The 20791-nt window shown below is 37.3% G+C and carries 32 protein-coding genes and 1 riboswitch; of the genes, 4 read left to right on the top strand and 28 right to left on the bottom strand.

Annotated features, from left to right (window positions below):
• Positions 1 to 11: 11 nt before the first annotated feature.
• The 4 genes from LT143_RS12820 to LT143_RS12800 all read right to left on the bottom strand — a co-directional run bounded on the left by LT143_RS12820 (position 12) and on the right by LT143_RS12800 (position 4068).
• Entirely contained in the window at positions 12 to 359 is a 348-nt protein-coding gene (locus LT143_RS12820) for a DUF192 domain-containing protein (protein ID WP_246943550.1), read from the bottom strand.
• A gap of 288 nt (positions 360 to 647) precedes the next feature.
• A riboswitch (cyclic di-GMP riboswitch) is annotated at positions 648 to 737 on the bottom strand.
• Positions 738 to 1014: 277 nt separating this feature from the next.
• Positions 1015 to 1560, bottom strand: a complete 546-nt coding sequence (locus LT143_RS20610) for a UGSC family (seleno)protein (RefSeq protein WP_336296613.1) — start codon at positions 1558 to 1560, stop codon at positions 1015 to 1017.
• A gap of 66 nt (positions 1561 to 1626) precedes the next feature.
• The gene (locus LT143_RS12805; protein ID WP_246943544.1) at positions 1627 to 2667 is read right to left on the bottom strand and encodes a hypothetical protein; all 1041 of its coding nucleotides are present in this window, start codon (positions 2665 to 2667) and stop codon (positions 1627 to 1629) included.
• Positions 2668 to 2778: 111 nt separating this feature from the next.
• Complete coding sequence (locus LT143_RS12800; protein ID WP_246943543.1) at positions 2779 to 4068, bottom strand: MDR family MFS transporter; 1290 nt, start codon at positions 4066 to 4068, stop codon at positions 2779 to 2781.
• A 281-nt stretch (positions 4069 to 4349) separates the two neighbouring features.
• Here LT143_RS12800 and LT143_RS12795 point away from each other — a divergent pair, with 281 nt between their 5' ends.
• Positions 4350 to 5174, top strand: coding sequence for an SAM-dependent methyltransferase (locus tag LT143_RS12795; RefSeq protein ID WP_246943542.1), 825 nt, complete (start codon positions 4350 to 4352; stop codon positions 5172 to 5174).
• A gap of 168 nt (positions 5175 to 5342) precedes the next feature.
• Positions 5343 to 5480 carry a hypothetical protein gene (locus LT143_RS12790; RefSeq protein WP_246943541.1) on the top strand — a complete coding sequence of 46 codons (138 nt, stop codon included), beginning with the start codon at positions 5343 to 5345 and terminating at the stop codon, positions 5478 to 5480.
• Positions 5481 to 5535: 55 nt separating this feature from the next.
• On the opposite strand, the gene LT143_RS12785 is transcribed toward LT143_RS12790, so the two are convergent.
• Positions 5536 to 5736 (bottom strand): hypothetical protein, encoded by a 201-nt coding sequence (locus LT143_RS12785; RefSeq protein WP_246943540.1) that lies wholly within the window; start codon positions 5734 to 5736, stop codon positions 5536 to 5538.
• A 309-nt stretch (positions 5737 to 6045) separates the two neighbouring features.
• Between LT143_RS12785 and LT143_RS12780 the strand changes: the two genes are divergently transcribed.
• A complete protein-coding gene (locus LT143_RS12780) occupies positions 6046 to 6432 on the top strand; it encodes an SET domain-containing protein (RefSeq protein WP_246943539.1) in 387 nt (128 codons plus the stop codon).
• 145 nt (positions 6433 to 6577) lie between these two features.
• Here LT143_RS12780 and LT143_RS12775 read toward each other — a convergent pair whose 3' ends face one another.
• From LT143_RS12775 to LT143_RS12695, 17 genes are all read right to left on the bottom strand, one after another.
• Complete coding sequence (locus tag LT143_RS12775; RefSeq protein ID WP_336296612.1) at positions 6578 to 6802, bottom strand: hypothetical protein; 225 nt, start codon at positions 6800 to 6802, stop codon at positions 6578 to 6580.
• Between the two features lie 112 nt (positions 6803 to 6914).
• Positions 6915 to 7079 (bottom strand): hypothetical protein, encoded by a 165-nt coding sequence (locus tag LT143_RS12770; RefSeq protein WP_246943536.1) that lies wholly within the window; start codon positions 7077 to 7079, stop codon positions 6915 to 6917.
• A gap of 54 nt (positions 7080 to 7133) precedes the next feature.
• The gene (locus LT143_RS12765) at positions 7134 to 7652 is read right to left on the bottom strand and encodes an NUDIX hydrolase (protein ID WP_246943534.1); all 519 of its coding nucleotides are present in this window, start codon (positions 7650 to 7652) and stop codon (positions 7134 to 7136) included.
• A gap of 191 nt (positions 7653 to 7843) precedes the next feature.
• Positions 7844 to 8467, bottom strand: coding sequence for a hypothetical protein (locus LT143_RS12760; RefSeq protein ID WP_246943532.1), 624 nt, complete (start codon positions 8465 to 8467; stop codon positions 7844 to 7846).
• Between the two features lie 20 nt (positions 8468 to 8487).
• Positions 8488 to 8685, bottom strand: a complete 198-nt coding sequence (locus tag LT143_RS12755) for a nucleic acid-binding protein (protein ID WP_246943530.1) — start codon at positions 8683 to 8685, stop codon at positions 8488 to 8490.
• A 175-nt stretch (positions 8686 to 8860) separates the two neighbouring features.
• Positions 8861 to 9412 (bottom strand): GNAT family N-acetyltransferase, encoded by a 552-nt coding sequence (locus LT143_RS12750; protein ID WP_246943528.1) that lies wholly within the window; start codon positions 9410 to 9412, stop codon positions 8861 to 8863.
• The gene (locus LT143_RS12745; protein WP_246943527.1) at positions 9409 to 9699 is read right to left on the bottom strand and encodes a transporter suffix domain-containing protein; all 291 of its coding nucleotides are present in this window, start codon (positions 9697 to 9699) and stop codon (positions 9409 to 9411) included. The genes LT143_RS12750 and LT143_RS12745 overlap by 4 nt, the downstream gene beginning before the upstream one ends.
• Positions 9700 to 9744: 45 nt before the next feature.
• The gene (locus tag LT143_RS12740; protein ID WP_246943526.1) at positions 9745 to 10044 is read right to left on the bottom strand and encodes a hypothetical protein; all 300 of its coding nucleotides are present in this window, start codon (positions 10042 to 10044) and stop codon (positions 9745 to 9747) included.
• A gap of 36 nt (positions 10045 to 10080) precedes the next feature.
• Positions 10081 to 10257, bottom strand: a complete 177-nt coding sequence (locus tag LT143_RS12735) for a hypothetical protein (RefSeq protein ID WP_246943525.1) — start codon at positions 10255 to 10257, stop codon at positions 10081 to 10083.
• 13 nt (positions 10258 to 10270) lie between these two features.
• Positions 10271 to 11179 carry a hypothetical protein gene (locus LT143_RS12730; RefSeq protein WP_246943524.1) on the bottom strand — a complete coding sequence of 303 codons (909 nt, stop codon included), beginning with the start codon at positions 11177 to 11179 and terminating at the stop codon, positions 10271 to 10273.
• A 52-nt stretch (positions 11180 to 11231) separates the two neighbouring features.
• Entirely contained in the window at positions 11232 to 11852 is a 621-nt protein-coding gene (locus LT143_RS12725; RefSeq protein WP_246943523.1) for a coiled-coil domain-containing protein, read from the bottom strand.
• 19 nt (positions 11853 to 11871) lie between these two features.
• Positions 11872 to 12198, bottom strand: a complete 327-nt coding sequence (locus LT143_RS12720) for a hypothetical protein (RefSeq protein ID WP_246943522.1) — start codon at positions 12196 to 12198, stop codon at positions 11872 to 11874.
• Positions 12199 to 12531: 333 nt separating this feature from the next.
• A complete protein-coding gene (locus LT143_RS12715) occupies positions 12532 to 13098 on the bottom strand; it encodes a DUF4256 domain-containing protein (protein WP_246943521.1) in 567 nt (188 codons plus the stop codon).
• 139 nt (positions 13099 to 13237) lie between these two features.
• Positions 13238 to 13810: a PIN domain-containing protein gene (locus LT143_RS12710; RefSeq protein ID WP_246943519.1), complete on the bottom strand. Its 573-nt coding sequence runs from the start codon at positions 13808 to 13810 to the stop codon at positions 13238 to 13240.
• Positions 13791 to 14441 carry a MerR family transcriptional regulator gene (locus LT143_RS12705; protein WP_246943517.1) on the bottom strand — a complete coding sequence of 217 codons (651 nt, stop codon included), beginning with the start codon at positions 14439 to 14441 and terminating at the stop codon, positions 13791 to 13793. Before LT143_RS12705 ends, LT143_RS12710 begins: the two co-directional genes overlap by 20 nt.
• Before the next feature lie 172 nt (positions 14442 to 14613).
• Positions 14614 to 15099, bottom strand: coding sequence for a YehS family protein (locus LT143_RS12700; protein ID WP_246943514.1), 486 nt, complete (start codon positions 15097 to 15099; stop codon positions 14614 to 14616).
• Positions 15100 to 15230: 131 nt separating this feature from the next.
• Positions 15231 to 16478, bottom strand: coding sequence for a sensor histidine kinase (locus tag LT143_RS12695; protein WP_246943512.1), 1248 nt, complete (start codon positions 16476 to 16478; stop codon positions 15231 to 15233).
• A 259-nt stretch (positions 16479 to 16737) separates the two neighbouring features.
• Between LT143_RS12695 and LT143_RS12690 the strand changes: the two genes are divergently transcribed.
• Complete coding sequence (locus LT143_RS12690) at positions 16738 to 17526, top strand: alpha/beta fold hydrolase (protein ID WP_246943510.1); 789 nt, start codon at positions 16738 to 16740, stop codon at positions 17524 to 17526.
• A 212-nt stretch (positions 17527 to 17738) separates the two neighbouring features.
• Here LT143_RS12690 and LT143_RS12685 read toward each other — a convergent pair whose 3' ends face one another.
• The 6 genes from LT143_RS12685 to LT143_RS12665 form a co-directional block, all read right to left on the bottom strand.
• Entirely contained in the window at positions 17739 to 17930 is a 192-nt protein-coding gene (locus LT143_RS12685; RefSeq protein ID WP_246943507.1) for a hypothetical protein, read from the bottom strand.
• 31 nt (positions 17931 to 17961) lie between these two features.
• Positions 17962 to 18414 (bottom strand): YaiI/YqxD family protein, encoded by a 453-nt coding sequence (locus tag LT143_RS12680; protein ID WP_246943505.1) that lies wholly within the window; start codon positions 18412 to 18414, stop codon positions 17962 to 17964.
• 167 nt (positions 18415 to 18581) lie between these two features.
• Positions 18582 to 18740 carry a VOC family protein gene (locus LT143_RS12675; protein ID WP_246943503.1) on the bottom strand — a complete coding sequence of 53 codons (159 nt, stop codon included), beginning with the start codon at positions 18738 to 18740 and terminating at the stop codon, positions 18582 to 18584.
• A gap of 127 nt (positions 18741 to 18867) precedes the next feature.
• Positions 18868 to 18999 (bottom strand): hypothetical protein, encoded by a 132-nt coding sequence (locus tag LT143_RS20465; protein WP_272495790.1) that lies wholly within the window; start codon positions 18997 to 18999, stop codon positions 18868 to 18870.
• A gap of 110 nt (positions 19000 to 19109) precedes the next feature.
• Positions 19110 to 20066, bottom strand: coding sequence for an anti sigma factor C-terminal domain-containing protein (locus LT143_RS12670; RefSeq protein ID WP_246943501.1), 957 nt, complete (start codon positions 20064 to 20066; stop codon positions 19110 to 19112).
• Positions 20059 to 20556, bottom strand: coding sequence for an RNA polymerase sigma factor (locus LT143_RS12665; RefSeq protein ID WP_246943499.1), 498 nt, complete (start codon positions 20554 to 20556; stop codon positions 20059 to 20061). The genes LT143_RS12670 and LT143_RS12665 overlap by 8 nt, the downstream gene beginning before the upstream one ends.
• Positions 20557 to 20791: the final 235 nt, after the last annotated feature.

The raw sequence follows: 20791 nt of genomic DNA, 5'->3' as shown, positions 1-20791 counted from the left end.
CTCCTCTTTTCCTACGACTCTTTGATCACTAACACATCTCCAATGTTAGTGTTGGTTCTGCTTACCGTTCCTGCTGGTAATTCAAACACGGACTTAGCAGAACGATATACCTTGGTAGCCTTACTCGGTGAAATCGATTCAACAATCCCAACTACTTCAAGTTGTTGGTTCACAAACACCACATCGATTGGATAGTTCATGAAATACGTATGAATCGACTGACAGGGTTTCAGATGAAGACCGCAACCTTGTGGCAATTCCTTAGAGAACATGAGCCCTTGTAAGCGCTTAAAAAAAGAATACGCCCTACCTACTTCGGCAGCTAGTTCCTCATTATTGCTCTGGTTGAACAACTTCATTCTACTCTCACCTCCATGTGATATAGAAAGGCTTTTTCCGCATAAATTGTTGCTTTCGTAAAAATCCCAAAAGCCGGATTTTTACATACTAGTTTAATGACTTCTACTTTCTATCTAGAAAGTTGCTCTTTTCTAAACGATAAATACTTCATTTTATTGTTTAGAATAAGCTTAACTTCAGATAAGGTAGGTCAAAAAAGCAACAAAGTTTTAGAAAAGAGCCTACAAAAAAACCCCGCCTTTACCGAAAGGAGGGGTTTTGTAGGTACAAAAAAAACGCCCAAATCTTTCGGTAACTGGCTGGCTTAGTGTGAATCTCACACCTTAGCCCCTTTAGCTTTGCGTCACTGGCTTTCACCAGTTTTGCCTTTATCGAGATTCAGCGTCTTGATTTCCGTCTGATCTCTTACTTATATATTAATATGACTTTCAGTTAGGTAAAATCAATCTAATTACTTATTTTCGACAACAAATTTTGTAGTTATTTTGTCATATTTTTCTGATAATTGAGGGTAATAGTAATAGAAAACACAAAAATTTTGTCATATTAGTTCACTTCAAGGTACTATTCTACTATTTATTATATGTTCTTTTGAGGAACATGACTTCATAAAAAACGACAAAAAAAGAGTGCAAATATCGTACTTTATTATTTTTATACAGTTTTTAATTGATTACCAGTTACTAGTATTTCTACTACCTCTTCAATCGTTTGTTCTGCCCACTTGTTCAGCTGCACTGCTTCAGTCGTCGCAATAGGGTGCGGAATGATCACAAAAGGATAATCAGGAATACCATGTGCAACGGCCATTGCTTTACTTGAAGAAATAAAAGGTTCTGTATTCACTACTGCTGTTGGAATCCCCTCCTTTTCCATTACAATTCCATCGAGCAAACTGCCCGAGCTACAGGAACCTCAGTCCCCAATACCCGATATGATAAAATCGCACTTTTTGGCTAACATTTCTGCTTCCGCTTCCTCTACCGGGTGCGAAAATGAAGCTTTTTTATGAATAAAAACTTCCTTTACCTGAAATTGTTGCTTAAGTTTTTCTCCGATCGCAAGCAATACTCGATCAGAATTTTTCTTACCGTTATCAATTAATGCGACAATACTTCCTTCTAGTGATTTGCCTCTTTGTGCCATCTTTACCTGCTTTATACTTGGGCCACTCGTAGGGTTGAAAACGCTAATCCCCATGCTTTCACCTCTTTTATTTTATTATCGTTATGACCAATAAACTATTGGTCCTATTTAACAATCTGCTCATGTAAAGCCTGTTGCAACACTAATCGATTTCGTAATGGCTTGACATTGCTTGGAGCTAAACCAACCAGGCATACAAGCAGAAAATCGCCCTGCTTCTCCTCCTGCTACGGTTAGTAAAATTTGATCTGGTGCTGATACGGCATGCTTAAACATACGATGGTCCGCCTCTTCAATCGGGGCTTCAATTAGCCCTCCCGCCTTCAAATCAGCAACCGATCTTTTAGCATGTTTACATAGAAATTCTTGAATGGTTTCCTTTGTCCATCCTTGTCCATGTAGATCTCGATAATGTTCTGGAGAAATGGTAACCGCCATCTCGGTGTCACTTCCCATATTAAACGTACCAAGTGCCGTCATCCGGTCGGCAAGTGTTCGTAATATATTCTCAGCATGTAACGCACTATGATTCTGGAATTGATTCGGTCCCTCACAAGCAAAAACAGTGACGGTACTATCATGTTTTTGAAAACCACGTTGTACATGTAGAGGTGTCCATTCCGTTTCCTTCTCTGCAAAACAAAAACTGATTTTGCCTGGGTGACCCAAAGTTGCACGATCAAACTCAGGTGCCCCACCAGCATTGATTAATAAAAGCCGTATCGCTCGACCGATGGTAGCATTCGCACGATTACTCCCACCAAAAGCGTTACCTCCACTATTCATCCCAATCTGACTAGCGATTGGACCATTTACAATAATCATAATAGACGCACCATGTGTACTAGCTGTTGGACCATGTAAGCCAAACTTCGGATCCGTCATAGCTTGTACGGCTGCCATGACAACAGGAAAATAACCCGGTAAACAGCCCGCCATCACCGCATTAATGGCCACTATTTCTGCTGTAAACACTCGACCTCTCTCAGGAATGGAACCAACGACTGTATCCGATGTCATGTTTACACTCTTTAACATCGCTAGTATTTTTTCTTCTGTCGGAGGTACAACCGGTAGGCCATCTGTCCAACCTTTATTGTAATAATATTCGATCGCTTCTAAGGCATCTTCCAATTCTATTTTTTCTGCATGAAAGCTCATCTCTACACTCCTTTCCATTTCTATCATCTACCTACTACCATTCTATGATTCTCATAAACTCTTTCATGCAAGCTTTTATATAAAAAAATAGCCCCCAAAACGGAGACTATCCTAAACAATCACTTTTTTCATTACTTGCTTTTCCTGCTTCTCAAACAATTGATACATACCAAAATAAATCAGCGCGCTAATGAGGCAAAGAACCGTCAACATCACAAACGTCCACTCATACCCAATCCACATCGAAAGAGAGATGGAGATTGGAGCAAAAGTACGACCGATTGTAAACCGAAGACTAGCAGCTGCAAAGTACTGTCCTCTCATATGTTCAGGTGCGATTTTCGTGACGAAGCTCTGCTGAATTCCGACGACCATAATTTCAGCCATCGTGAAAATCGCCATAGCCCCCAGTAAAATCCAAAGTACACTCGTTTGTCCGAACAGTAAAATACTAATTCCATAAAGAATGGACGATGCAATAAACACGTCTCGTTCTCTATATTTATCAACCTGCCTTGTAATATATACCGTTAATAACGCCACCATAAAGCCGTTAAACGCAACAATAAGACCGAATGCTTTCTCCCCACCTAGCTCAAGCTTCCAGTCTCCGAATGCAAGAAACGTTTGAAGCGGCACTAACTCTTTCGTATAAACAGCCATTAGTAAATCTAACTGCATAAAGGTCTGCGAAGACAGCACACCTGCAACGATAAATAATAGAAAGATCTTATCTTGCACAATAATTTTGTAGTCTGCCACCTGCTTTGTGATGGCACCTACCCATGTTTCTTTCTCTGTTTTCTTTACCGCCTGATCTTGCAGCATCGGTGCGGTTTCGCTCACCATCTTTTGTAAAATGAATCCGATGACAAAGCTTGTGACACCCGCTGTCATCAATAATTCAAAACGGTGCTCAAAGAAGAATATACCTCCAACAATCGGCCCGATGACAACCGCTATATTAATTCCTGTATAAAAAATCGCAAACACGGAGTTTCGGTGTTTTTCCGCCACAACATCCGCCACCATGGCTTGACTCGCTGGCCAGTAGAAAGACCCGAACACTCCAACTACTGTAAAACAAATAAAACTTAACCATGCTGACTCCAACCATACGGAATTGGCAAAGGCAAAAATGACAAAGAAAATACCCTGTCCATACGTAGAAATGACCATCATTTTCTTTCGTCCAAAGTGGTCCGCACAATAGCCCCCTACTAAGTTCGCGAGGACCCCAAACACCTGGGACAAAATCAATAACAATCCAGCCTTGTCTTTTCCGAATTCATCCGAAAAATAAATCGCCATAAACGGGAAGAACATCCAAAACAACACATTTACAAAAAACTCTCCGTATAACCTTACTTTTAAATTTACATCCCAATCTCGTAATCTCATGATCTACCTCTTCGCTGTAGTATAAGCCCACAAGAATTATACGTTATTTTACACCTTTTGGAAATAGAATTGTGGATGTCTAGCAATTAGGCCAAGTACATTTACATCCCTACCTATTCATGCTTAAATAAGTGTAACTTAAAATGAGGAGTCGATGAATTGATGGTTTTAGCAATAACTACGATCATACACAACGTGAGGCTGACTATATCTTAATGCATGCATAACGATTGGTCCCTCTCGTTGTCTTTTTTTGCACTCTAAAATGAGGAGGAACCATTATGACAACTTTTCAACTTAACGCTCAAACGGAAGCATTTTTATCAACTTATCAATTATTTAATGATGATTCAATACAACAAGTTCAGTTACAACATCGATTAGCTTTAGTACAATCATTCGGTATTCAAAAAGGGATGCGCGTATTAGAAATTGGCTGCGGCCAAGGAGATACAAGTGTTGCCATTGCAGACGCTGTCGGAGAAACCGGACAGGTTGTCGCCATTGACATGGCAAGCCCTGACTACGGAGCACCGTTAACATTAGGTCAAGCGACAGAACGAATCCAACATTCTAAACTAGGGAGTCGCATCACCTTCCATTTTGAAACGGATTTCAATAAGTTTGAACCAAGCGAACCATTCGATATAGCGGTATTATCTCACTGTTCCTGGTACTTCAAGGACCCTGAAGAGTTACGACAATACTTCAAAAAGCTACGGACAATGGCAACATGTATCTGCTTTGCCGAATGGGATCTTGATTTCACCTCTATGAAACAACGTGTCCATTTTTGTGCAGCTTCCATTCTGGCTTTGTACTCCAACTATGTAAATAACGACGGGAACATTCAAAACCTGTTTCATAAACATCAGATTCGACAGAAACTTCATGATGCAGGCTTTACCATCGCACAAGAAACTACCGTCGATGCGACGTATTTACAGGATGGACATTGGGAAAAAAGTTATGCCAATAGTCTTCGGAAAGAATTTCAGCAGACTTCCCCCATGATTCAAACATTAGTTAATAGCTATTATGAACTCATGAATGCTACGATCGGTGAAGATCATTCCTTGAACAGTTTTGTACTTATTGCAAAGTAATTGGTATTTAAATGGAAAGCTACCTTTAGAAGGTGGCTTTTTTGCAGTTGTTTGCTTGAGAAATATTACCATAAAAAGGAACAATTTTACCTTTATATAAATGTCCCAATCTGAGGGAAACTATCATGGTACTTAGAACAAACTTGTCAACATAGGGGGAAAACGGTAATGAGTGAAAAGAGAGAAGAACTAAAGCAACAACTGAATGTACTGACAGCGCGCCGGGAAAGAATGCAAAATAATTTATATGAGGTTGAGAAAGAAATCACCGAAATTACGAAGAAGCTTTCTAAACTAAAGCAATAGATTCTGTTTAATATAGAAGCCACTGTTCACTTATATGTAGTGCAGTGGCCTATCCTTAAGAACTCTTATTCAATTTCATCCCAAAGCTTAGAATTTCGTTACTATTTTTGAGAACAAAGCCATAATTTTTATTATGGTCAATAATGATATCTAAATCTAAACGGCTAACCACTAAAGGTTCAATCAAGATCGTCATATCATCTATTTTAAAAACTTCATCATTTGGTCCCTGCTCAGCCTGAGCAAGTTCGTACATATAAGTAGCACCTCAACCAGTTGTTCGGAACTCGTTAACTCGAACAGATAAGTTTGTACCAAGTTGTTGAATAAATTGTTCACGGGCACTCTTTGTTACCGTAACCTTCATTTTTTCACCACCTCTAATTTATCTTTTCTTTTTACAGCTAAAATAACTCATACTAAGTTTAGCATGTCCTTCCTGTATGTTCTATTAGGAAGAATGTGTACACTGGACATAAAGCCAAATACGTAAGAAAACTATCTTTACCCATGAGGTATGTTACAATGAAAAAAGATTAATTTATAGTGAGTAGGTGAACGCAACATGATCGAGATTAAAGCATCGTTACTTAGTGATGACGGAGAGTTTAACAGAGGCGTTTTTGCTTCTCGTGATATAAAAAAAGGTGAACTCTTACATGAAGCGCCTGTCATTGCTTATCCCAATGAACAACATGAACACATTGAAAAAACGTTACTAGCTGATTATGCCTTTGAATATGGGATTCATCATACGGCAATCCTTCTTGGGTATGGAATGCTGTTTAATCATTCTTATGAGCCTAATGCCATTTATGAGATTAACTTTGATAATCACACATTTGACTTCTATGCTTACAAAGATATAAAAGCAGGAGAAGAGATCTTAATCAATTATAATGGTGATGTGGATGACAAGGAACCATTGTGGTTTGATCAGGAGAAGGAATAATTAGGAAGAAAAGCATTTATTAGAGCCTAAGTTATTTATTAAAGCTCCGATTGTGTGGGAAATGTAAAACAGTTTTAGCATTATAATAAATGAATTAACAGAACCAAGCGTTCTGTTTTTTTATTTCTAATTAAAATAAGGTCCTCTATAGTCTTATTGATTTTAATAATTCTTTGGTAGACATTCCGCGTCCATTCTCATACTGCTCCTGACTTTCTTTTAACATTCGTTTTAACTCAGGATTTTCATCAGCTTCCATGTGTATAGACTTTTCATCTTCTTCTTGTAACACTAGTGTAAACCTCCCCTTTCCAGGAATGGAAAACTGGAAAACAGAGTTATCACTATTCATTTTCGAAATATATTTCATAAGCTCTTTTGAAGATAGTATTTTGCCCATAATAATCACCACCATTAAAATCTTTATTTATTTCGTGTAATTAAACCAAAAAAGTGATAATACCCATCTTTTTGGACCGTTTTTATTTTTCATTCTTTCTAACTTCCAATATTTCTTTTAATGTTGAATGAATGTTAGTAAGACTAACTAAAACTAATCCTAACATGATAAAAGTAACTACTTCTTGGGTAATAAAAGAAATAACACCAAGTATAAAAAAGTAAAATGTGTACAACCAGTTTTTCATGTTTTTCCCGTCCCTTTAAATCGTTATTATTACTTACAAAATTGCTTAGTCTTATCACCTTTTAATCGTTCCACGCTTGTTTCGACAATCAAATAGTAAGTGGATGAGACTTTCGTAGTATGGTAGAAATTCTTCATTTTTAATCATCGTCAGTATTTCTTCCTTGCTTGCCCATTTCACGTTTTGAACCTCTTCATGTTGTAGAGTGAGCTTATGTAATTCCACATCTTCTTGGATTAAATAAATGTCATCAAATCCATACTCAAAGTTAATGGTTAAGTGAGGTCGTACATGCTGAAAGTCTGCTTTTAAGCCAATCTCTTCATACAATTCTCTTTGCGCAGCAGTTTGACTAGTATCCCCAGAAGTGGCACTACCTCCTACAGTGAGATCCCACAGATTAGGCCACCCCTCTTTGAAGGACTGCCTTTGTTGAATGAGCATTTCCCCATTGGAATTAAAAATACACACATGAACCACTAAATGATAATCCCCTGGTTCAAGTCTCTTACCACGAACCCATGTACGATTAGTTTTGTTCCGATTTATATCATACACATCCCATAATTCCACCAGCACACCTCTATCTTTCAGTAGTCATTATTTTTATTGTGATTCTTACAAAAAAAATTTCAGTAATGATGGGTTCATTACTCTTCCTAAGTTCACCCATAATTTATTTATATAATATCTTCAACAATAGTAAACGATAATCCTTCTCGGATTATTACCTTCATTAGTGTAAGGTTCCATATATTATAGTATTATAGAATAATCCTAAAACTCAGTTCTCTAGCACAATTTACTGCATGCTTTACATCCATTTGTTTAAGCATCTCATCCATGATCTGACGGTAATAGACATATGAAACCGATTCATCCGTATTGATGATCTTTTGCATATCTTCTTTCTTCATCTTCTCTGTGAAGTATTCAAACTGATTAGCTACTAATAGAGCGAACCCTTCGTAAAACCATCGAGGTCCCATCTCTTCTTCTTTTCCTTCTAAAATGCGAATATGAAAAGCATGAGCGAGTTCATGCGCGAGTAATTTTTCATACGCATGTTCTTCCTGCCCATTTGGATAGTTCTCAGCATATGTTTCAGGTGTCACTGCTAGTAAAACTTCCTGAGAAATGACAGCAGAATAGGTTTTGGGAATAGTAGTTTCAGGGTCCAATTGAAAAGCTGATATTACCTCCTTATCAAACTGTTCCTTAGTGCTACAAACCAAAAATTTCTTAATTAACGGGGTAGCCACAAACTGATCCCATTGATATTCCCTAGCAAACTCCGAGACTCTTCGTTGGGCATTTGATAGTTTTATTTCATACCAATCCCGGCGTTTTTCTTCTGTTGGTGAAAGTTCTATTGGTATATTTTTCATTGCTTGAGCACCCTTTCCTATTACTCTCTAAAATCATTATATTCATCAATGTATAAAGCTACATAACCGCAACTTGAACAAACCGCTGCTTTAGTTTTGGCAGATACTTTGTTGAAAAGTCCTTTTCTTTTTTTACTAATCTTAATTCCGTACATTCCACCCTCGACAGTAACATTACAATCTCTTACCATTTCAGTTTGACATTGATGACATTTCATATGTTCCTTCCACCTTATCTATTAGTCTGTTATTACATACGAACAAACAAAGTATAAAGTTACATAAATTTGAAAAAAGGACCACCAAATAAGAGCTTGGTCGAAGGGACGGAATTCTTCATAAATAAAAAATAACGAAAAAAGCTTGGTTTCAAACCAAAGCTCCGTTACCTTTCTATTGTCTATTCAACCAATCTTCTCTCGTCAATTTCATATTAATTGAATCGATCCATTCCCCTTCAAACTCTAACTCGTTTTTATCTATACTTTCCACAACAAATCCAATCTTCTCATATACACTTTTAGCCCTTGGGTTAAAGGCATAAACACTCAAATTGAGATGAAGTAGCTCTGTGTTTGTAAAGACGTAATCAATTAGCAATTGCGTCGCTTCCGTTCCTAAGCCTCGATTTCTCCCTCTTGGACCAATCAGAATTCTAAAGTTCATACTTTGACTCGTCTCGTCATATAAATTGACGACCACTTCTCCTACCAAGATGGCTTGTGCACGGTCCTCAATAGCCAGGTCTAAACGGTCCGTTTGTGCATTTCTCGTTTGGTACCACTTATATACGGCTTCCCTATCATAATCTTCGTTACTTCCAGTTAGCTTAATCACTTCCGGATCCTTGAGGCACTCTTCTATATAAGAAAAATCTTCCTCTCGAAAAGGTCTTAAGATTACTTTCTTCCCTACGATTACTGGTTTATTTCCTAAATGAATCATGCGTCTCCCGCTCCATCTTGCTGATCTGTTGACTTCTTCCTCCAGTTCCTAGGGTTAAGAGAGTTTCGTATCTTTCTCGCAACTTCTTTTCCAACCATTAACGCCCCTACCCAGAAAAAGACCTCAGCTATAATTAAGCTGCTTGTAATACTGATTGCTTTCATTTTTCCTGAAATCGGCAAAAAAGGAATGCCAACAGGAAATACCCATATGATAAATGATGAAATAATAAGAAACATGCCTATTTTATAAATAAATGGTTTTTTTACTGTCGATTCGTTTTGCATGATGTCCTCCATACTCATAACTGATTGTTCTATAAATCCAAGACCTTACTTCAAAAACTGATGCCATATAGATTCGTCAAATTGCCCATCTGTCAGTTGAAAGAACAGTCCTAGAAAACCTAAATGGAGGATACCATATTCGTCTACTGTGTTCTTCGGAACGGATGCATATATGGAAAAAAAGATGAAATCTGCCTCTGCAATTCGTGCATGTTCAGGCATTGAAACGCCTGATCGATTCTCATCGAACTTTATATATTCTTCTTTCGAGGGGTTAAATAAAACTGACATAACCATAAAAAATAACACGCTAACGGTAATAAAGACCTTCTTAGATTTCAACATTTTTTCACCACCTAAATTCCAACGATTCGTGAATTCCTAAATAAGCCATTTTACTAAAATGATAAAACCTAAGATGATGACTACTGTAAAGACCTTAGTAAGACAACCGCCTGACAGTAATGCTGCAGGGTCACCAATCATGGACCGGTTCACAGCATCGGAATAATGGCTAATAGGGTTATCTTCTCGTTCTTTTTTCTTTACTGTCCTCATTATATCAAACCCCTCAATCCTCACCATAACTTACATCAAATAGATAAATAGAAGATTCTACACCTTCAAAACTCTCTTGTGTTACATTTCCATTTTGGTCTTTTTGTTCTGACGTCTTCTTCATGGCATAAGCAATGATATGATTACCTTCAGCTGGCAGCCATTTATCTTCTAATACTTCTATACCTTCATTTGATAAAAAGTATTTCTCCCCCTCACTTTCGACGTCGACATTCATTCGCTCCCCTGAGCTTTGAATGACATAAGAATGGTAGTCACCCTTTTCCTTCGTAAGTTCCTTCACATCCAGAACATTGAGATGTTCAAAAAAATTACCAGCCTCAATTAACCGATCATATTGAAGCCATGATTGAACCTTACTTTGCGTAACTTGATACCTATCCTTACCAATTTCATATCTGACTTGATATAGTTGATAGCTAGTTCCATCGTGTCCTATTAATTGCCAGTCCATGCCCGTCACTTCACCATCTTGTAGATAATCGACGTTAAAATTCTCAAGCATTACTAGTTGACTCTCTAGGTCTAATTCATCTTTGACGAGCTCAAATTCTTCTTGGAAATTCAGCTCATAGACTGAACCTAGTGTATGTTCAATATTTATAGGACGGCTTTCCCAATGCTGAACAACACTTGGTGTTATCCAATGACCAATCACAAAAGACACAACACCAATAATTGCTGCCATCCGTTTTACCTTTACATTTAACTTAGGTCTGAAAAATAACAGGTACACGATAAAGCCAAGAGGTATAGAAAGTTCATCGAAATTAAACGCAAATGATCCTAATAAATAATACCCAATGATTTTGAGTGGAAAAATAGACTCTTCTTCTTCCTTTTTCCACATTAAAAATATGAGGGTCGCAGTTAATAGTACGGTGTAAATGATAGAATACATATTCTCCTCCTATCTAAAACTAGTAGTCAACAAAGTTTTTTCTTAACCTTTTTTAAAATTCTTTACTTATCTTCTTAATCTCTTCAATTCTCCATCGAGGTGCCGATTCCTCTTTGATCCCTGTTGACTCTACTAAAACGAATTGATAATGATGAGAAATAGGTTGTGCCGTTTCATAAGTGAGGAGAATTCTTTCTTTTTGGACACTAAATTCTTTAAGATCAAGCACTGCATTTGGTTGCCATTCTATCCCACCATAAGTAGCAAATGATAGGTAGCATGGACAGTTGCCTTCTTTGTCAGCGGTAGGAAATAAAGTGGAGAGGGTAAAATATTGATTTACTTTAAGAAATGATGTTTCTTTTTTATAGCTCTCAACGGTGCCAACTGCATCCATAAAGTCTTGATAGACAACCGGAGATAATAGAGAATTAATTTCTTCTTGTAATGTAGAAAGATCTTCATTTAATTGATTTTGTTCATCTCGTATAGTAATCACTTCATTGGAACTAACCTCTAGCTCTATCTGCAAGTCATTTACTTCGTGTTGCAACCTCTCATTTTCATTTTGTATGTCTGCTGCTGAATTAGAAGTATTGATACTATCAATAATGGCCAGAAACATGATGGTCACTAATACAACTAGACTATAAGTTTTAACGTTTTTCTTCACATCAACGCCTCCATAACTCTTATACGAAAAAAGCTAGAATAAATCCTAGAAATAAAAATAAAACAGATCCCAGAACAAGTGGATTTACCCTTAGTGAAAAAGAAGAATGCTGCATCTGGTAATTACTCTTGCTCCCTTCTATACTTGTTGCAATATGTGCTTCATTTCTCGTGGAAAGAAACCCACCCGAGCTAGAGAAAAAGATAAAGATGACCGTAGTGATTGCACCTACATAAAACATTGCATCTAACAAACGTATCTCCATAGAATGGGATAAAAGGTACGATAAGCCCAGATTTCCCCCCATGACTAGTAACGTAAAAATCCAATATCTTATTCTTTTCATACGTCACATCCTTTTCATTTAATATATATTACTACGTAACAAAAAGGAGTAGGTTTCAGAATATTTAAAATAGCATCTAGAACTACATCTGGTTGAACTTTCCTAAACATAATAGTCGCTGGTTAGCTGTAATACTGGCTTTCTCGGTGAGGATTATGTCGAAATAACACTTACGATTGTTCGTTCAAATGCCATCTTACTGGGAAGACTATAGGTAAAGGGATACGTATGACAATCACGAGCAACGTTTAATCCTAGATCCCTTACATCTACATAAACAAAGGCTACTGCTTGAAAGCAATAGCCTTTCTTTATGTATTTGGTTGTACAATCCTAGACTCTCAATGACCCGCGGAAGCCCCTAGCCGCATAGTAGGAGTCTGCTCCATTGTGATACATAAACACCGTGTCGTAGCGACGGTCACAAAAGATAGCCCCGCCCAGCTTCCTTATATGATCAGGCGTTTTTACCCAGCTTGATGTTTTCCGATCAAATTGCCCAAGCTTCTGCAGCTCCCGGTATTCCTCTTCTGTCAAAAGCTCAATTTCCATGTCGGTAGCCATATCCATGACATTGTTCTCTGGTTTATTTTTCTTCCTAGATTCTAACGCTTCTCGGTCGTAACACACACTTCTCCGACCACTTGGACTTTCCGGTGAGCAGTCATAAAAGATATACTCGTCGTTCTGCTGGTCATAGCCCACCACATCCGGTTCACCGCCCGTGATTTCCATTTCATGAAGTGACCATAGTTTTTCAACACTTGCTTCTAGTTTTGCTTGGACTTTTGCCCATTCTATTCCTTCATGGCGGTTCATGTTGTTTTCAAAACGGGTTTTTAGGGTTTGGAGTAGGTCTTTGCGTTGTTCTTGGGATAACTCATTATTTTTAATGGACATATTAGTTCCTCCTTATTTATAGGTTTAAGGGCATCGCATTTTAGCTTACTAGTTATAGCTTTATGGAAAGGCAATTTAATTGAGGCTAAAAATATAGGGGAAAGTCTTGAAGATTTTCTTTGAGGACCAATATTTAGTTTTAATCCATCATCATATTATAGAATTGTCCTGGTTTTACCCGTTTAATCTCTCCAATCAATTCTGGAAAGCGTTGGGTGTTACTCGTTACAATGTATGAACACTTCTCTTGAATGGCCGTTACCCAGACGTGAACATCTTGTAGATCGTATTCTCGTAAAGGCCTTTGCAATCCTTGTTCCTCAGCTAAACGAACAGCTTCTATGATTGAAAGCCCACTAATTTCTGCAAGGGCTTGTCCAATCTTCATTTCATTCCGGCTAACAATTTTCCTATGATGGCGGCCAACAATACTATTCACTGCAGGGGAGTTTTCCAAAACCGGATAAACGAATACATCTAAAAACCTCTCACCCATCTCCATCGGATATGTAACACCTCCGATTCCATCAACCGTTGCATTTCGTATGAATTCCATCAAGCAAACTCTTGATATCACTACTCGATAGGATAAGTTTTGGGTTACCAATTTTAGTAGCTGACGATTTATTCCTTCTCCTCTTATTGCACCACATAGAACAGTTGTATCAAATAATACAGTAGGGTAGGAAGAATTAGAGGAATTCATCTTCATCCACCTCCCCCTGCTGAGCATTGAATTCATTAAGTTCTTGTTCAAAGGCTCTTCTCTTCATTGCTTCTTCAGAAGTTATTTTAAAGTACTGCTTGGGAATTCGCCAATGGCCACCTTGGGTTTGATAAGCATCTGGATACTTTCCTTGTTCACACCATCGTCGTATTGTCTGGTCAGACACACCAATCATCTCAGCCGCCTCCGAGGACGTGTAGACCTCAGCTTGTTCTTTTGGAAAAGCTTGAAACAAGTCATATCTTGTATTCATTACACCTACATGACTCTTTGATTGTTCTGCTAGAATCTTAGCTATCAAACCTTTTCGATCTGTACCAGGAATAATCTCTGATAATGTCTCAATAAATTCTACTGATAGTTCATAGGTTTTCGTCGTATTACTGCTTTTTATAGATTGATAAATCTCTTTATCTAACATGCGAATCTGTTCTACAAATTCATTAGATGGTAAATTGATCTTCACTTCTTCCAAAAACTTGGATGGCAGTCTTACGATCGAAAGTGTTCGTTCAATTAGTGTTTTGAATAATACCAAGGCATTCTCAAGACGATTTTGTTCTTTTAGAATCGTTACCGTATCCCATAAAATATCTTCTTCATGCTCTTTAATCAAGAGTTGCTCACCTCCTACTCCTATTATAGTCAAACTAATGATTGGTATTCAACGAAAAGCAACAAACCCAACAAAAAAATCAACAAAGTAAACACCACTGGTTCGGAGTTTAGATCTCGGCAAAAAAAAGAAGCTAACTCTTTTACGAATTGCTTCTCTAAATAATATGGAATTACCCCCGATACCTAATCGCCAATCCCTTCAATAAGTTCCGAGCAAACTTATCACCGCACACGCGATAATTACTATGCCCTTCTTTTCGTAGGATGGCACTTAGTTCACCTTTGGCAATTTTCACTCCAGCTGCTTCCATAATGTCCATGATATCGTCACTCGTTAAGGAAAGCGCAATTCTTACCTTTTTAAACAGCAGGTTGTTCGCATGCTCACCCGTAATGGCCGGTACTTCAGGCTGACCAGGTTTCGGCTCTTGCTTTCCACGTTTATACGTAATTAATCCGTTCAAAAATGACTCTAGCATATTGTTACTACATGCCGCTTCTTCAGGAATAGCTTCCTCATCCTCGTATTTTGTCAGAATGGCTGGTATATCTTCTAGCTGCACATAAACGCCACCCAGCTCAAAAATCTCCACCATCTCCGAATTTCGTAAATCCAGCGCATATCGTAATCGAATTAATAGATCGTTGTTTGTCATTATAAACCTCCAAAAAGTTAAAGCTCGTTGTTTGTCAGTATAGCCTTTTTACTATATCGTTATATCCTTTTCTTTTCTACCTTTAAAAGAAAAACAGACCCAATTACATCATAGGTCTGCTTCTTCATTCGTTACATGATCGGTAAAGTAATCTTAACAGTCGTTCCTTCATTAATCGCACTTGTTAGCTTAATCGTTCCATTCATACTCTGCACAGTTTTTAGGACAACCATTGAACCTAACCCTGTTCCTTTTGACTTGTTCGTATAGTAAGGTTCACCAAAGCGTGTAATCTGTTCACTGTCCATTCCAACGCCAGTATCCTTTACTTCAATCACGATGTTCTCTTTTAAAATGAAACTTCTTACACGAAGCTCTCCACCATTTGGCATCGCTTCCATTGCATTTTTCAAAATATTTAACAGACATTGATGAAAATACTCCCTGTTTCCTTGAACGCTAGCATCCATGAAATCACTCGATATTTTAATAGAATTCATATTCGCTAAAGGAGTTAACGTCTCCAGCAAGCTATTCATTTCCTTCTTTACTGAAATGCTTTCTATTTTCTCATCAACAGGCTTGGCAAAAGCAAGGTAATTGGTAATAATCGCCTCTGCATGATTTATCTCTCTCTCGATATGCTTTAAGTACTCGAGTCTTTTTTCTTCCGACGTCTGTGTGCGATCTAATAACTGAACAAACCCCTTCGCGACCGTCAGAGGATTCCGTACCTCATGAGATATACTAGCTGCTAGCTGACTCACGACTTCCATTTTTTCTAACTTCACCATATTCGACTTGATACTTACCGCTTCTCTCAAAAGCTCAATAATATAAATCACAAACACCATTAAAACAGGTGGTAAAACAATAAAATAAAACACATAAGCTTGGGTAACAACAAAAAAGTCCGATATACCTACAGAGATGAATGTCGTGATGAGTCCCACGATCAGCGTAAATATAGGAGTGTACAGTAACCTTTCCTTCCTACTTAGTGACCTAAATTTCTTAGAAAAGAGAAGGACCATTAAAAACGTAATTATGTATACAATCAGAGTTAAGAAATTAAATCCATACACGAAAAATCGAAACGCTAGTAACACTATTAACAGTGCTCCTCCAACAGGCCACCCTCCATATAATGCTCCTAAAAGGAAAGGAATCTGTCTCAAATCATGCACACAATATTCATCAATATAGATGGGATATTTCATCGTTAACATGATCGGCACAGCCATACATATAGTAATCACCACTTTCTTATAGTGGTGAAACTTTTTAATATTTTCAAAAATAGAAAAGAAAATAAAAACACTTACTAATATATAAAATAAATTATCTATCACATTGTAGTTGATATACTCAAAATTCATGTTTTTCTCCCTATTTCTGCCTGATGATATCATTATAGATGACGGCCCTGTTAAATTAAACCTTTTTATGTATTGCAGATAAAAATATATACCTCAAATGTTAAAGCTGTATAAATAAAAAGATCCGTAAGAAACTAGTAACTACACCAATAGCGAATTTTTTAAAAGATTACACGTTAGTGTTTGATGAAAGTACCATTAAACTGACAACTATAAATACATGAAAAGTTACTTTAACATTTGAGGTGATTATTTTTATATGCCTACGCTACATATAGACGGGACTTCTATTTACTTTACAGTTAAGGGTGAAGGTATTCCTATTGTGTTTATTCACCCGCCTACACTAACATCTGTTAACTTCGAGTACCAACTTGAAGGTCTGTCAAAGTCTTTTAAAGTCATTACGTTTGATATTAGAGGTCACGGAAAAAGTTCGTATTCACGTACACCCATTACCTATCAGCTTATTGTTGAAGATATAAAACGTATACTCGATGATCTTGACATTGATAAAGCATTTGTATGTGGTTATTCTACTGGAGGATCGATTGTATTGGAATTCTTATTAACTTCACATCATCGTTCTTTTGGTGGCGTGATCTTGAGTGGAATGTCTGAAGTAAGTGATCCACTTCTAAAAAACAGGATTTCACTAGGAGTTAAAATCGCTAAGGCTGGATTAGTACCGGTCCTTGCTTTCGGTATTTCAAAGAGTAACTCCACTAACTATAAATTTTTCAAAAAAATGTTTACAGATGCCAAACAGGGAGATTCTAGAAACATTGAACAATATTACGCTTGTAGCTTGCACTATAATTGCACGCATCGCTTAAGAGATATTAATCTTCCCACAATCTTAATCTATGGTGAAAAGGACAAACAGTTTCACCCCTATGCCAAGCTATTACATGATCATATACCGATTAATGAATTGGAATTTATAGAGAATGTTGACCACAGAATCCCAACCAAAGCAGCAGCTGAAGTGAATCAGTTAATTAGTCAATTTGTGAATAAACATCATCCCCCCAAAAATAAATCTTAACTGCAGAAGAGGTCATGTTAAGATACTAGGAAACTCCCACGGAAATAAATGGGATTATTGGAATGAAAAGGTCCTACTCTTCACTTGAGTAGGACCTTTTCTTATTCTCTCTTCCAATGTTTTAGGGATTCTCCTATTGAGCAGCAAAGGTTAAACTAACAGCCCCTTAGAAACTCTTTAAGTTCTGAGAATGTAAATAGGATAAGAAGAGTCTACTTTTTAGGCTGATCAAGTGCTTGGTAAGCAACCTGATACTTTCCACCATCCGCAACTTCGGAATGGTACAACGCCTTGAGGGCATTGTTTTTTTCAAGACCATGCTCCGCTTTTAGTTCTTTAAAGCGTGTATGCAGTTCCTTATTTTCCTTAATGAGTTGTTGCATTTGCGATTTTACATATTTCAAAATATTTATCTCCTTTTTGAATCTCTGAGTTTTAGCCTAATTTTTCACGAGAAATGACCTGTTTAAAAAGTTTCCTAAATTGTTCCCGGTCTTCTGCTGTGAAAGGTTTTGGTCCCTTTGTTCGCTGTCCGCCTTTTCTAGCCATTGCACTTAAATAACGTGTTTGTAATAATTGGTCAATATTTTCATTGGTATATCTAAATCCTTTATGGTGGAGAACGATGATCCCTTTTGCCAAACCTAGTGACGCAAGACCATAATCTTGCGTTACGATCATATCACCTTTTTCCACTAACTTCACAATCCGATAATCGGCAGCATCTGCTCCAGAATCAACATAAATGGTTTTCACTCCTGGTGGCTGTTCGGCATTAGAGAAATGAGAAAAGCTTGTAACCAGGATTACCGGAATTTCCAATTTACTTGCTTCGTAAATAATAATATCTTTCACCGGACAAGCATCTGCATCCACATAAATTTTCATCTTTCCCCTCCTGTTCAGAAGTTTGAATGACTATTAACAGCTCGTATTCAACAGAACTCGGGAAAACCGGCCTGTTCCTAAAATAATGTAAATCCTTATCGGAACCTTTGACTTCCACATAGTTCGGTCCAGCTTCTTTTCGTCTTTTCATTATCTCTCTTATGCCGCTAAAACGGAAGATTAAGTTGCCATGAAGCTCCAAATCTGTCATTAATCCAACCAAATTTTTTACTAAAGCCATAATCGTTTAATGGTATTAGTTCTTGTCCACCTTCACCGAGTTTCTCATAAAGATTCTCAAGTTCTTCATTCTGATGCGTTCCCATCTTGAAACATTAAAAACGGCGTTACTTTTCCCATTTTAATACCCTTCTTTACGCTACTTTTCTGAATTATATATAAGTCAGGACATCAATTTTTTTAGAGAAAAATCAGTTCTCATCTAACATTATTTTAATCATAAAAAATAACTTCTAACCGGTCCATAATTTTAACAACTTCCTGTACTAGGTCCTCTTCATTTTTATGAACAAATCCAGCTAACGAAAGGATTCGGTCTTCTGTCATGTGGTCATTCGCTTCCATATTCTCTTCAAAATCTAGTACTAAATTATAGAGATTACGGATAATCGTTGATTCCTAAAAAATTCCTCACAAATAGCGTTGATCCATCTTGGATCAACGCTACTCTTTGACTAGAATTCTGTTGCAACCGCACCTAACGAAATCCCTCTAACATGTTGCTCGTCTTTTAGCTTTAGTAGCTCTTCCTTCGTTCCCGTTACCACAACACCAAGGATGATTCCATCATTCATATTTTGAGTGACATTCTCTAGAAGAGGTTCAATTAAATAACCATAATTACCTGTCTCCTTTAACTCTTCTAGCGTAGCAACTAAATCCTTCTCATCTTGTGCGACCAGATCTCCTTCGCCTTTCAGCGCTTCCACATTAAATCCATACACATATGATGCTGATTCACCCGAGCTATGTAGCCCTTGTAATTGCTCTTTCGCATCTTGGTTATACTCATTAATACGGTACCAAGTAATCTTATCTTTCAGGTTGAAAAACTCCTGAACTTCACTTACCGTATAAGACTGGTCAAAAGAAACCGCTACCTCCATAACCGCGCCATCTGGGGCATTTTGTATCAATTCTAGGTCGTTATGGACCGTCTTATACTCAAACCAAGGATGATAAAACTGCATTGTTCTTTGACCGTTTGTTGTATTATAATAGTGACGATTTTCTTCTGTCTCTCCAACGCTAGTCTCATCGTAAACGGCGATAGCGGAAGAGTTATGGTTATGTCCTAACGCATTAAACTCCCGTACATCATTCCCCCATGGAACCACTCGATCTTCAATCAATTTATATTTATTGTAGTTATATGTTCCTGATAGAATGCCATAATCAGAGGTTCCCCCTCCAATATGGATGTTAGGCTGTGAGATTTGAAATAGTAACCGATTAGCCTCTACTGCTTTATTATAGGCTTTACCTACAATTTGACCGTTAATAAATAGAAAAAGCGCACCTATTAGTAGTACAGAAATGGTTGAAATGATGACATTACGAATTACACTCTTCCTTTTCGCTTTATTCACAATTCCTTCAATATCATTAGACTGAAATGGTTCCTTATTCATTCTTATCCCTCCCAAAAATGGTTGTAAGCTTCTTCCTAGCACGATATAAATACGTCTTCACATTACTTTCTTTTAATTGCAGCTGTTCCGAGATTTCCCGATACGAGTATTCATCCTCATACTTCATTTTAATTAATTGCCGCTCTAATGGTTTTAAATGGTGTAATACCTGGTCAAACTCCTCTTTTGCTTCTTGCTTCATCACGGTATCTTCCACATGATTTCCTTCTACTTCCAGTAAGGTCTCCTCATACTCAATCATCGTGCGACTAGTATTCTTTCGATACAGATCATAATATTGGTTAATCGCTACCTTATATAGCCATGATTTAAATGCCTTCGCATTAATTCCATCCATGTTTAAAAATCCACGATATAACGACTCCTGCACAATATCCTTCGCATCCTCTGGATTAGCCCCCATCGAGCAAAGCTTATGATAGATTTCATTAGATAGACGTTTTATTTCTTCATTTGAGGGCTTCTTCATTGTTTCAGCTCCTTTCGTAGTTAGAACGAAATGGGGGATAGATTTGTATACAATAAATGAAAAATTATTTTTTCAAAATAAAAAAGCTTTACCTCCTAGGTGGAGTAAAGCTTAACTAATTATAAACTTTTTTTAAAAGATTTGGGCGATTCTTAAGAAAATCATCTATTTATGTATTCGTAGAAAAATCTACCATATACTAGCATCACTAATATAGTTCGCTTACCTTTAACAA

The organism is Bacillus pinisoli (assembly GCF_023036475.1).
Lineage (GTDB): Bacteria > Bacillota > Bacilli > Bacillales > SA4 > Bacillus_BS > Bacillus_BS pinisoli.
The sequence above is the reverse complement of the archived record's forward strand: the minus strand, read 5'-3'. Positions and strand labels throughout refer to the sequence as shown.